General features: G+C 43.0%; 11 protein-coding genes. 6 read left to right on the plus strand and 5 right to left on the minus strand.

The window, feature by feature from the left end:
• Positions 1 to 132: 132 nt before the first annotated feature.
• Entirely contained in the window at positions 133 to 777 is a 645-nt protein-coding gene (gene upp / locus FHW89_RS23610; RefSeq protein WP_172337521.1) for a uracil phosphoribosyltransferase, read from the minus strand.
• A gap of 180 nt (positions 778 to 957) precedes the next feature.
• Here upp and FHW89_RS23615 point away from each other — a divergent pair, with 180 nt between their 5' ends.
• The 6 genes from FHW89_RS23615 (at position 958) to FHW89_RS23640 (ending at position 8,078) form a co-directional block, all read left to right on the plus strand.
• On the plus strand, positions 958 to 1,455 hold the full coding sequence (locus FHW89_RS23615) for a GNAT family N-acetyltransferase (protein WP_172337522.1): 498 nt from the start codon (positions 958 to 960) through the stop codon (positions 1,453 to 1,455).
• A gap of 14 nt (positions 1,456 to 1,469) precedes the next feature.
• Positions 1,470 to 1,952, plus strand: coding sequence for a MarR family winged helix-turn-helix transcriptional regulator (locus tag FHW89_RS23620; RefSeq protein ID WP_172337523.1), 483 nt, complete (start codon positions 1,470 to 1,472; stop codon positions 1,950 to 1,952).
• Between the two features lie 666 nt (positions 1,953 to 2,618).
• On the plus strand, positions 2,619 to 4,643 hold the full coding sequence (gene uvrB, locus FHW89_RS23625; protein WP_172337524.1) for an excinuclease ABC subunit UvrB: 2,025 nt from the start codon (positions 2,619 to 2,621) through the stop codon (positions 4,641 to 4,643).
• A gap of 161 nt (positions 4,644 to 4,804) precedes the next feature.
• Entirely contained in the window at positions 4,805 to 5,053 is a 249-nt protein-coding gene (locus tag FHW89_RS23630) for a DUF4834 domain-containing protein (RefSeq protein WP_172337525.1), read from the plus strand.
• Between the two features lie 5 nt (positions 5,054 to 5,058).
• Positions 5,059 to 5,355 (plus strand): hypothetical protein, encoded by a 297-nt coding sequence (locus FHW89_RS23635; RefSeq protein WP_172337526.1) that lies wholly within the window; start codon positions 5,059 to 5,061, stop codon positions 5,353 to 5,355.
• A gap of 236 nt (positions 5,356 to 5,591) precedes the next feature.
• Positions 5,592 to 8,078: a hypothetical protein gene (locus FHW89_RS23640; protein ID WP_172337527.1), complete on the plus strand. Its 2,487-nt coding sequence runs from the start codon at positions 5,592 to 5,594 to the stop codon at positions 8,076 to 8,078.
• Positions 8,079 to 8,148: 70 nt separating this feature from the next.
• Here the strand turns inward: FHW89_RS23640 and FHW89_RS23645 are convergent, their stop codons facing one another.
• The 4 genes from FHW89_RS23645 to FHW89_RS23660 all read right to left on the minus strand — a co-directional run bounded on the left by FHW89_RS23645 (position 8,149) and on the right by FHW89_RS23660 (position 12,530).
• Positions 8,149 to 8,901 carry a glycosyltransferase family 2 protein gene (locus tag FHW89_RS23645; RefSeq protein WP_172337528.1) on the minus strand — a complete coding sequence of 251 codons (753 nt, stop codon included), beginning with the start codon at positions 8,899 to 8,901 and terminating at the stop codon, positions 8,149 to 8,151.
• Complete coding sequence (locus FHW89_RS23650) at positions 8,894 to 10,177, minus strand: glycosyltransferase (protein WP_172337529.1); 1,284 nt, start codon at positions 10,175 to 10,177, stop codon at positions 8,894 to 8,896. The genes FHW89_RS23645 and FHW89_RS23650 overlap by 8 nt, the downstream gene beginning before the upstream one ends.
• Before the next feature lie 541 nt (positions 10,178 to 10,718).
• The gene (locus FHW89_RS23655; protein ID WP_172337530.1) at positions 10,719 to 11,618 is read right to left on the minus strand and encodes a glycosyltransferase; all 900 of its coding nucleotides are present in this window, start codon (positions 11,616 to 11,618) and stop codon (positions 10,719 to 10,721) included.
• Between the two features lie 138 nt (positions 11,619 to 11,756).
• Positions 11,757 to 12,530: a class I SAM-dependent methyltransferase gene (locus tag FHW89_RS23660; RefSeq protein ID WP_172337531.1), complete on the minus strand. Its 774-nt coding sequence runs from the start codon at positions 12,528 to 12,530 to the stop codon at positions 11,757 to 11,759.
• Positions 12,531 to 12,723 lie beyond the last annotated feature (193 nt).

Genomic DNA, 12,723 nt, shown 5'->3' on the forward strand with positions numbered 1-12,723 from the left:
CAATGACGCGCTTTTATATGTTGGTGACAAAATTAAACTATTCCCTTCCTAAATCCGAAACGGCGGAGCCTTCTTTAACACATTTAAAAACAAACGATAGTTAAAAATCGAACATCTCAAATCCGAAATCAATTATGCTTTCTCCCCAAAAGCCAAATCCCCGGCATCGCCCAGGCCGGGGACGATGTAGGCTTTGCTGGTCATTTCATCATCAACGGCGCATAACCATAATTTGGCTTTGGGCAGGTTGGCCCTTACATGCGCTACGCCTTCGGTGCTGGCAATCACTGCGGCTATATGCAGCTCTTTTATTTTATACTGGGCCATCAGTTCCTTGCATACCACCACGATGCTTTGTCCGGTGGCCAGCATGGTATCGCAGAGGATAAATATTTTACCATCGAGGTTTGGGGTGGAGATATGATCAACCTGGATCACAAAATCGCCGGTACGTTTTACCTTGCGATACGCTGTAATAAAAGCCGACGCCGATTGATCAAAATAATTTATAAAACCCTGGTGAAAGGGCAAACCGGCACGCAGAATAGTCCCCAGCACCGGCTGATCAACAGGTACGCCCACCGTGGCCGTCCCCAATGAGGTCTGCACTTCCTTAGCTTCATAAGAGAGTGTTTTACTGAGCTCATATGCCAGTATCTGGCCCAGTTTTTCCTGGTTATACCTAAAGCGCGCTTTATCCTGCTGTATGCCGGCATCACGCAGTTCGGCCAAAAATTGGTTGGCAATGGTGTTGGTTTTATTGAGGATAAAGATCATGCTTTTATATTAGAGTCAGGAATCAAGAGCCAAGAATCAAGATTTTTTTAATAACGTAAATATAAGTTTTAAGTTTTAGATGTCGTGATACTCGATACTAACTACTTGATACTAAAAATTTACAATTCGATTATGAATATATGTAGTTAACTACGTAGTTTTACATATAAATTTATTGTTATGAATACACTTAGCACCATTACCCCATTAAATAATGATCATTGCGAACAGATCATTGATATTATCCTGCCTATACAGCAAATTGAATTTAACGTACCCGTTACGCTGAATGATCAGCCCGACCTGTTGGATATCGAAAAAAACTATCATCAAACCGGCGGCGGTTTCTGGGGAGCCAAACACCAGGAGCAACTGGTAGGTACTATCGGGCTCATCGCGTTCGACAAGCATGCAGGCGCCATCCGTAAAATGTTTGTACGTAAAGAATACCGGGGCAAGGAACTGGGTTTAGCCCAATCGTTACTGGATACCCTGATTGATTATTGCCGCCAAAACCAGATCAATGATATTTACCTGGGTACTGTTGAGGTACTCAAAGCAGCTCACCGCTTTTATGAACGCAATGGTTTTACCAGGCTGCCCAAAACAGATCTGCCTAAAGCATTTCCGGTAATGAGCGCCGATACTGTTTTTTATCAGTTACATTTGACAAACTAAGCACAGGTTTATACATGAATGTGATAGATGAATCGGGCATTTTAGCCATTGCAACAAGACTGCAGCGCCTTAGCGACCAATTGCGGAAGGATGGGGTGCTGATATATAAAGCCAACGGGATTGATTTTGAACCCAAATGGTTCCCGGTGATCTATACCCTGCACCTGCGATCGGTTTTAAGCGTGGTGGAAATCGCCAACGAAATTGGCTACACCCACCCTTCTACCATTAGCTTGTTGAAGGAACTGGAAAAAGTAAAACTGATCCGTTCCAAAAAAGACAAGACCGATGAAAGGAAACGCCTCATCCAGCTCACTCCCAAAGGCCAGGAACTGATCGAGCAAATGAAACCCGTTTGGGATGTAATGATAGCCGCCTTAACAGAGCTCACCGCCACGCAAAACAACCTGCTGCTGGCCATAGCCGAAGTGGAAGAGCAAATGAAACGCCTGAGCATGTTTGAACGGGCAAAGCGGATTGGTAGGTTGACGAATTAATTTGAATAAAATATCTACTGGCGTTATTGCGAGGCACTAAGCAGAAGCCTCACCCAACCCTCTCCAAAGGAGAGGGCTTTAAAATACTTTTTTGAAGTCTCCCCTTTTGGGGGAGATTATTACATGAGGGCTCCGCCGTTTAGAGGGGGCTTCTGCTTCGTTCCTCGCAATGACACCTTTTTTTATTGCCATATTTTTCGTATCTTTAATAATACTACAGGCCAGCCCTGCTTACTTTGAAAATTGTAAGCAGGGCTGTTTGGTTAAAGAGATAAAACGCTCTAAAAATCGCTCGTTTTTACTACAGTTATTTGACAATCAGAAAATTAATACTTTTTAAACTTTTCAAAACCCATCAAAAATTTGTTAAAAAGTGTTAAAATCGATGGTTTTGAATAAATTTTCAAGCATTTTAGACCCATTTCACTATCATTTTGAGCAGAAAATTGTTAAAATAAGGGGTTTAAAAAGTCCCCGGGCAGAATAGGCAGTTTGAATTTTGTAAGTTTCGTTTTCGCCAGCAACACAGAAAAAAGAAAAATTGATCCGGACCATCGCGATTTTTTTTGACGCGCCAAAAACTACTGACATAAGGTTGTCATTATCCCGTACTTATTTTGAATTGCAAAACCTATTGCAGGAATATTTGTATTTTTACATAACAACATGGATTTTAATTTAACCTCACAATACTTCCCCACCGGCGACCAGCCCGAGGCCATCAGGCAACTGGTTGAAGGGGTAAACAATGGCGATCCGTTCCAAACCCTGCTGGGTGTTACCGGATCGGGCAAAACGTTCTCTATCGCCAATGTGATACAGCAAACACAAAAGCCTACGCTGATCCTGAGCCACAATAAAACGCTGGCCGCACAGCTGTACGGCGAGTTTAAACAGTTTTTCCCGGAAAACGCGGTGAACTATTTTGTGTCGTACTATGACTATTATCAGCCCGAGGCATTCATACCTACTACCAACACCTATATTGAAAAAGACCTGCAAATAAACGAAGAGATCGAAAAATTGCGTTTGCGTACCACTTCGGCCTTAATGTCGGGCCGCAGGGATGTAATCGTGGTATCATCCATATCCTGCATCTACGGTATGGGTAATCCTGACGACTTTGCCGACTCGGTTTTCAAGTTCGCGGTAGGTACACGCATTAGCCGTAACGCCTTTTTGCACAGGCTGGTCGAGATACTTTACGCCCGCACTACCGCCGATTTTAAACGTGGTACTTTCCGGGTAAAGGGCGATACGGTTGATATTTTCCCTGCTTACCTGGATTATGCATACCGCATTTCTTTTTTTGGCGATGACATCGAGGAGCTAAGTACATTTGATGTGACCACCGGGAAAACCGTCGAAAAAATGACCCACATGATCGTGTACCCGGCTAACCTGTACGTTGCCCCGCGCGAGCGTTTTACCCAATCCATCTGGGCCATACAGGAAGAACTGGAAACCCGCAAAAAGCAGTTTATCGATGATGGTCGTTTCCTGGAAGCCAAACGTCTGGAAGAAAGGGTAAATTACGATCTGGAAATGATACGCGAGTTGGGCTACTGCTCGGGTATCGAAAATTACTCGCGCTTTTTTGATGGCCGGCAACCCGGCGCACGCCCCTTCTGTCTGCTGGATTATTTCCCCGACGATTACCTGATGGTGATTGACGAGAGCCACGTAACCGTTCCGCAGATCAGGGCCATGTATGGCGGCGACAGGTCGCGCAAAATATCATTGGTCGATTATGGCTTCAGGTTGCCGGCTGCTTTGGATAACCGTCCGCTCAACTTCCAGGAGTTTGAAAAACTGGCTCCGCAAACCATTTATGTGAGCGCTACTCCCGGCGATTTTGAACTGGAAAAATCGGGCGGTGTAGTGGTGGAGCAGGTGATACGCCCTACCGGTTTGCTTGACCCTGTTATCGATGTTCGCCCGGTAATTAACCAGGTAGATGACCTGCTGGACGAAGTGGATAAAACCATCAAAGCAGGCGACCGTGTGCTGGTGACTACCCTTACCAAACGTATGGCCGAGGAACTGGCAAAATATATGGACCGACTGGGTATCAAATGCCGCTACATCCATTCCGAAGTAAAAACCTTGCAAAGGGTAGAGATATTAAGGGGTTTGCGACTGGGCGAATTTGATGTATTGATCGGCATCAACCTGCTGCGTGAGGGGCTGGACTTGCCTGAGGTATCGCTGGTAGCTATTTTGGATGCTGATAAGGAAGGTTTCCTGCGCTCGGAGCGCTCACTGATACAAACTATTGGCCGCGCTGCGCGTAACGACCGTGGCCGGGTGATCATGTATGCCGATAAGATCACTGACTCCATGCAGATTACCATGGACGAGACTAATCGCCGTCGGGACATTCAGATCGCCTATAATACCGAACGTGGCATAACACCAACAACAGTCGGCAAATCGCGCGAGGAGATCATGGAACAAACTTCAGTGGTCGACTTCCAGGGAGGTGTGCAAAAAGCCTATGTAGAAGCCGATGCCATATCACTGGCTGCCGATCCGATAGTTCAATACATGACCAAAGCCGATCTGAAAAAATCGATCGACAACACTAAAAAAGATATGCTCGCCGCCGCCAAGGATATGGACTTTTTACTGGCCGCAAAGTTACGCGATGAGATGTTTGCCCTGGAAAAAATGATGGAAGAGAAGTTTTAGATGTGCAGATTTCAGATGTGCGGATGTGCAAATGAATATCATGAGGATGTAGATTTTTCATCTGCACATTTGTAAGCCGCACATTTGCACATCTATCCAACATCATATTAAAACATTTTTTACGTTATATAACTTATATTTGTAAGCTAAAAATTAATGTGATGCTTTTAATTCGTTTTCTACTCATATCAATTTGTATACTATATATCATACGCAGTTTAGTACGATACCTGCTTCCTGTGCTTTTTGAAAGCGTGGTGAATAAGGCCCAACAACAGGCTCAGCAGCAACAACGTCAATCATCAAAACGCCCGGATGGAGCCATTAGGGTTGATTATATTCCACAAGGAAAAAAGAGTACTGTGCCCGATTCTGAAGGCGAGTTTATTGATTACGAAGAAGTGAAATAATCAATATGCTGCCAGAAGAAGTATACAAAAGACGCCCAAACCATAACAACACCCCCGAAGCTGTTATACTTATTGTGGCCAATTATATTGTGTTTACAGTTGCTTTGCAGCTTTTTGCCGCCTGTGCTAAGATTGGCACATTTTTTTGGGTGGTGTTAGGAGCGCTTGCCCTCTATAACTTTTTCAGCATACGCAAAAACCGCGAAGACTACAGCAAAGCCCAGGTGATTGCTTATGTGGTAAGCCTTGCAGGCATGGTGTTACTATTTTTCCTGCTTCGCAGTCGGGAGCTTAATTGCTAATTCCTGTTTCCGGAATTTTTCACTTTGATTTGCTTTTACAAGGCGTTCAAGAGGGCTTTGCCATTCGGATGCTCGAATTTAGTTTGAAATAGTATCAAACCCTGCTTTTTAATATCCAAAATCATCAAATTTTCCCAAATCCGAAATCGAATATTCGAATTCCGAATTATGTAACTCAATTGTCATTCAAATTTCTATTTTTGAGGAATATATATTATCCATTTCAAAAAACTTAAATGAACAACTGGTTTAAGCGTAATAGTGTTCACTTCATTATTGTAGCAATTCTTTTAGTAATCTCCTATGCTTATTTCTTTAGTCCTATAATACAGGGCAAAGTATTGTTTCAGAGCGATGTATCTCAGGCGCAATCTATGCAAAAAGAGATCAATGATGTTAAGGCAGCAACCGGACATGCCCCATTATGGACAAATCAAATGTTTGGCGGTATGCCAGCTTACCAGATATGGGCATCCTTCCCATTCAACATCACATCGCATGTGATCGATGTTTTAAAGGCCGTTTTTCCTAACCCTGTTGATACTGTTTTGCTATATCTTTTAGGGGCTTATCTGTTATTCAGTGTTTTACGGCTTTCACCATGGTTGGCAGCGGCAGGTGCTATCGCTTTTGCTTTTTCGTCTTATAACTTCATTTATATTACTGCCGGGCATTCCAATCAGGCTTATGCTATTGCCTTTTTCGCACCCATACTTGCTGGTATAATTTTAACATTAAGAGGAAAACACTTGTTAGGAGCTTCCATTACAGCATTTTTTCTTGCGATGGAAATCAGGAGCAATCACGTTCAGATGACGTATTACCTGCTCTTAACCATTGCTATATTGTTGGGCATTGAGCTTTATCATGCTATAAAAGATAAAAAACTCCAGCCATTTTTAAAATCTATTGGTTATTTAGTGATTGGCATCGTACTGGCAATTGCTGTAAATGCGAGCACTTTATGGACTACTTATGAATATAGTCAGTATACCATAAGAGGTAAAGCCAATTTAACGCAGAAAGGAACAACCGGGCCAAATCACGGTCTGGATAAAGACTATGCGTATACCTGGAGTCAAAGTGTAGGCGAATGCCTTACCTTTTTAATACCCAATGCCTATGGTGGTGGTAGCAGTACTGTTGCGGCTGATGACTCCAAGGTAGTGAAAGCGCTTACCGACAACGGAGTTGATCCTGAACAAGCCCGTGGTTTTGCCTCACAACAGTTATACTATGGCAATAAACCAAGCACATTTGGCCCCTGGTATTTTGGCGCCGCTGTGTGTTTCTTGTTTATCTTAGGCTTACTGATCGTTAAAAACAGGATAAAATGGTGGCTGCTAAGTGCTGTTTTGCTAAGCATGTTTTTGTCATTTGGTAAGAATCTTCCTTTCATTTCTGACTTTTTCTTCAACTATGTGCCGATGTACAACAAGTTCAGGGCAGTTGAGTCTACTTTGGTTATAGCATCACTTTGTTTCCCAATACTCGCGTTACTGGCCATCAACGAGGTTATAACTAATACTGATAAAGCTTTTATTTTGAAACGTGGCAAGATAGCTTTATATATAACCGGAGGGCTACTACTGATTATGATAGCCATACCCGATGTCATATTAAGCTTTAAGGCAGACGATCATTTAGCTTTTGTTAATAATCTAACCCAGATATTTAAAGGCAATACCTCATTAGCTAATTCCATTGCAAGTGATTTTGTTGATGACAGGACAAGCTTGGAGCGTGCCGATGCTATACGCTCACTGATCTTTGTACTATTAACTGCCGGCCTGATATGGCTGCTGATCAAACAAAAAATAAAAACAAATATGGCTGCTTTGGCCTTGGCCGCTATTGTATTGTTTGATATGTGGGGTGTTGATAAGCGTTACTTAAAAGACAGTAATTTTGTAGCAAAATCTGATCTGGAACAGCAATATACACCTCGTGAAGTTGACCAATTTATCATGAAAGATCCTGATCCCAATTTCAGGGTATTTGATATGAGCTATGGAGATCCTTTCCATGATTCGCATTCCTCTTATTTTTATAAAACAGTAGGGGGATTCCATTCAGCCAGATTAAGACGTTTTGATGAGCTGATTCAAAATCAATTTACCAAAAGCGTAAATCAGGATGTTTTGGATATGCTAAACACCAAATACATTATTAATACTGATCCTAAAACAGGTAATGCAACCATGCAGGCTAACCAAACCGCATGTGGCAATGCATGGTTCGTTAAGAGCATCAAATACGCTGAAAATGCAGACCAGGAAATGCAGGCAATTAGTAGCTTTTCCCCTAAAGACGAAGCTATTGTTGATAAACAATACAAAAGCTTAATAGACGAAAAATCATTAGGAAATGTTCCTTCGGCAACTATTAAACTGGTAAGCTATAAACCAGAGCATTTAATATACGAAAGTGGTTCAACTGCCTCACAAATAGCAGTTTTCTCTGAAATATATTATGACAAAGGCTGGAAAATGCTGATTGATGGTGTTGAAAAACCATACTTCCGTGCTGACTATCTTTTACGTGCCGCGCAGATACCAGTTGGTAACCACAAGATCGAATTCATATTCCACCCAACATCTTACTATGCCGGCGAAAATATCTCTTTAGCTGGATCTATTTTGTTGGTATTGGCTCTTGGTGGTGCTATTTACACCGAAGCCAAAAAGAAACCTGCAGTTAAGCCTGCCGCCAAAAAAGCATAAGGCTTAACTATATTAATGAAGGGCGATGGGTTTAATATCCATCGCTTTTTTTATGCATTAAAAAAGCGGGTTAGTCATTTGTACGCTTGTTTTTGAGCCAATACCAGCCCAGATTAAAGGCTATTACAAAATGATTGAAAACGGTAGGGATCAATCCGTAATACCGTTTCATAATGTCAAAACGCTCCTTTAGACTTTGGCGATGCTTCTTTTTGGACATCCCCCCTACCAGGTATTTGGCTACATACCTGTTCACGTTCACTATTTTTTTAGCCTTTTTGGCTGCGCGGATGATCCAGTCTATATCGGCACTGAGCTTATAGCGGTTATCATAGGGATCGGCTAAACTACGCCTGATATAAATAGCCTGGTGACTAATGCTCATGCCATATTTAAAACTACGCCAGGTAAAAACCGCAGGGGCCTGATGCCTGCGCTGCCCCAAACTTTGCCCGCTATCGTCCATCATTTCTGTTTCGCCATAGTAAATGTCGGCATCTTCAGCTGATGCGAATACGGCGGTTACGGTATCAGGGTCATAAAACTCGTCGCCTGAGTTCATGAAAATAACGTAATCGCCAGTAGCCATGGCCAGGCCCTTGTTCATAGCATCATAAATACCTTTGTCTTTTTCGCTGATGAGTTTACTGATACGGTCGTGGTATTTACTGATCATATCCAGCGTGCCATCGGTTGACAAGCCATCCACAATAATATATTCGATATTGGTATAAGTTTGGCTTATAACCGAAAGCATCGTGCGCTCAATATCTCGCACATTATTATACACAATGGTAATTACGCTCAGCTTAGGTTCAAACATCAGCATCCTCCTTTTGCAACAAGCTTTGGTAAAGGCGGATATGCTTTTGGGCGATAACTTCCTCCGAAAACTTATCCATAATAGTTTGCCTTGCCTGCTGCTGTAGCAGTTCATGGTCAGGATGTTTGATGATCCACTCCATGCCATCCGTAAAGCTCTCTGCCGATTTATAAGTAGCCAGGTAGCCGTTATATTCGTGCTGCACCATATCTGATATGCCACCGGTTGTAAAGGCTATAACGGGCGTTCCGCAGGCCAGGCTCTCCATTACCGTGTAGGGCAAATTATCTTCCAACGATGGTATCAGGAAAGCGTCTGCCGCGACATAACATTGGGCAAGCATTTCATCGTTATTGATCGTACCCAAAAAGCTGGTCTTGAACGGAAAATCGGGCACGCCTTCTGTTCCCCGATTGCCAAATATCACCAGTTCTACCTGGTCGGCATTTGCGCCTAAATGCTGTTTCAGTAGTTCCAGGCTATCCAGCAGGTATTGGGTACCTTTGTGCAGATCCTTTCGCGATGGCATAAAACCACTCAGGAAAATAAATTTATCTGTGGACAATCCCACTTTCTGTTTGGCCCGCCTTTTATCTGCGGGTTTAAAAATATCGGTTTCGAGGGTATTGGGGATATGATTTACCGCCTTCTCCAGCATCAGGCTGCTGTTTTTTACCGATGCCTGCATCCAGGTACTTGGAGCGGCTACGGCAAAATCGAGCACATCATAAGCTTTGCGTTTTTGCTGCCATATTTTGTGCGAAATGTCGTTTTCGCCTTCATGGATCAGCAGCGGACAATTACCGCATTCCCGCATATAATGATCACAGGCATAGCGTACATGACAGCCGCCGGTAAAGGCATTACTGTCATGAAAGGTCCACACCACAGGCTTATTTAGTTTGGCTATCTGGGCTATGTGCTTCGGATCCAGGAAACCGTGATTTATCCAATGCAAGTGTATAATATCGGCGTTTTTCACCTCAGAGTAGCGGATAACCGACCGCCCAAACCAGGTAAATGAAAATGGGGTGCGCGATAATGGTTTCAGATACCTTTTGGCCAGAATTCGCTCCAGGATAATAGTAGCTGCGGCATAGGCTTTCTGTACCGGATTTTTGTTAAAAGTGCCTATCTGCGGATTTTTCCCAAACTTATAGTGCACGATGACCTTTGAATCGACGTTTTGACTGAGCAGTGCCCGGTTTAGCCGCATACAGGCCCGGCCCGCACCGCCATTGCCATCATAGGTATTCAGATGCACTACTTTTAACATGTTCCAAAAATACATTTATTCGGGCCGAACCCAAATACCGGCTGGTGCTAAAAACTCGTTTTGTTTTTACCCAATTTTTGCGTGATGACATTTTAACATTTTTGTCCTGATCACTCTCGTAAAAACTTTTTAAACCTCAAATTTTAACACTTTTTTGCTCAAAAACGGGGTAAAAACAGCCAAAAATTTATTTAAAACCCTCATTTTAACACTTTTTAACAAATCTCAAAGCAGTTTTAACGTGTTTTTAAAACTTTAAAAAGTATTAATTTATTGATTGTCAAATAACCATGCAAAAAACAGTCGATTTTTAACGCTATTTTTCCTTTAACAAAACAGCCCGGTTATCCTTTTTGATCGGATAACCGGGCCGTGGTATATACAAATATACTGATTTTTTTGATGGGGTAAAAATTGGGGAGAGGCAATTCCTTTATGTCATTTCGAACGAGGCACGAGGAGAAATCTTTTGCAATTAGCTTATTCTGCGTATAAGATCTCTCCTCGTACCTCGTTCGAGATGACAAATTTGTATTGTTATCTACCCTACCTTTTGTTTCACAAACCTTACCATGCGTTTAAACAGGTTGCCTTTGCGGTGGGCAAGGAAATGTTTGATGGCCTGGTAGGCTTTTTCGTTTTCCTCAATTACATCGGGGAATTTTTTAACGGGCTGCTGCGAGATGTGCACATCGTACATGTTCTCGCGGTTAGAGTGTACGCCGGTGCCATCGTGCCCGATGTTGTTGATGAGTGAGCGCGCCGGGTTAAGCGTAAGACCACCTTTTAAAAAGATAGAGGCATACCAGCGAATGGCCCAGGAATTGTTTTTACCGGCTTTAAATTCCTGTATCTGCCGCCAGAAGTTCATCTTACCTTCTATCGAAAAACGGATGATGCTGAGCGTATCAAACTGGGCTATCAGCTTATCAATATCCGGTTCAAAATGATTCCAGGCGCGTGCCCAGGTTGCCCAGCCCCAGCTGCTGGCCGCCCGATAAAAAAATGACTCGGGCAGATCCTTATCCTTGAGGTTGTACATGTAGGCACCGATATGCATCACCTTTTCCTGGCTGGCATAATAGGTTAAGGCCTCGTTAAAATATTCCAATGTATAGGGCGATGACAGCAAGTCGTCCTCAAAAACAATTACCTTGCCATACTCATACACTAACTGCGTTACCCCGCTGATAATGGATTCGGCCAAACCCAGGTTATGATCGCGCTCAATAACCCTTACCGATTTAAAGCCGGTAGTTTCGCGGGCTATTTGCCTTACCTGCTCCACCTTATCGCGGTCGGCATCGGTTTTGGCGGCATCACAAAAAATGTATAACCTCGATTCCTCTGCCAGTACATTTTTTTGCAAATGGATCAGGGTACGGCGTGTATGATCGGGCCGGTTGTATACAAATAGCGCTATAGGGGCAAGCTGTTGCATAGTTATTTTTGGGTTGGGTATTCGCTGGGTATCAAGTAGCGAGTATCAAGTATCAAGACAGCTTCGCAAAACGGAGCTCATGGTTTTAAAAAGTCTTGATACTTGATACTAATTACTTGATACTAAAACTTGATACTATTAAAACAATTCTGGTTGATCGCTGGCTTTCTTACACAAAACGGTATAAGCGTTGGCAAATTGTTCGGTTATTTTTTTTCCGAAAATTTTTCCAAGGCTTTGTTTTACGGTAAACTCAGCGGCTATTTTCAGATTTTTCACAAAGCTTTTCGCTTTTTTCTGATTTACGTAAGCGTTAAAGCGGGTTACTTCGGGCTCGATCATCGATGTCAGATCCTTCTCGATCTCAAAACCTTCGGTGCGCAGCAGGTAGCGCAGCGATGTTGGCGTATACACATTGATGTGGCCATAAGCCAAAAAATGTTTAATGCGGGCATCCACCCCGGTTTTATAATCGCGCGGCACTTCAATAACACATTGTTTGCCTACCCGTTTTAACTCGCTCAGCAACAGGCGCTCGTGCTCCACATGTTCCAGTACGTGCGACAGGATGATCAGGTCAAAGCTATCATCATCAAAAGGCAGCTTATAACCATCAAATACCTGTGCCGATGCCAGGCCTTTAATACCGCGCGACTGAATATACTCTACCCCGCTACCCGATATTTCGACAGCATGGTACTCCGCCGCGAAGTTATTATCCGACAGTATTTTGAGGATACTGCCATCGCCCGCACCTACTTCCAGCACTTTGGTAAAATTGAGTCCGCGGCAAACATCGATGATATGCTGCGCCTTGTATTTGGCGCTGAGCATACGCCAGGCCTCGTCGTGCTTTTGATAAAACTGATCGTACGCGGTTTTATAGTTTCCGCCAATAATTGATTCCTGCATGAGTTTACGAATGTAAAACTATCACTTTAATGTTTATGTTTTTAAGCAGGTAAAATTTTTCAACTCACCCCGACATCGCTGCGCTCGTCACCCCTCTCTCCGCTTTGCGCATAGAGGGACTCTTCTCTTAGTTTTTGTCATCCTGAGGAACGAAGGATCTATTTTATAATGGAAAAGTTCAATAATAGATGCT

Source organism: Mucilaginibacter sp. SG564, from assembly GCF_013149275.1.
Taxonomy (GTDB): domain Bacteria; phylum Bacteroidota; class Bacteroidia; order Sphingobacteriales; family Sphingobacteriaceae; genus Mucilaginibacter.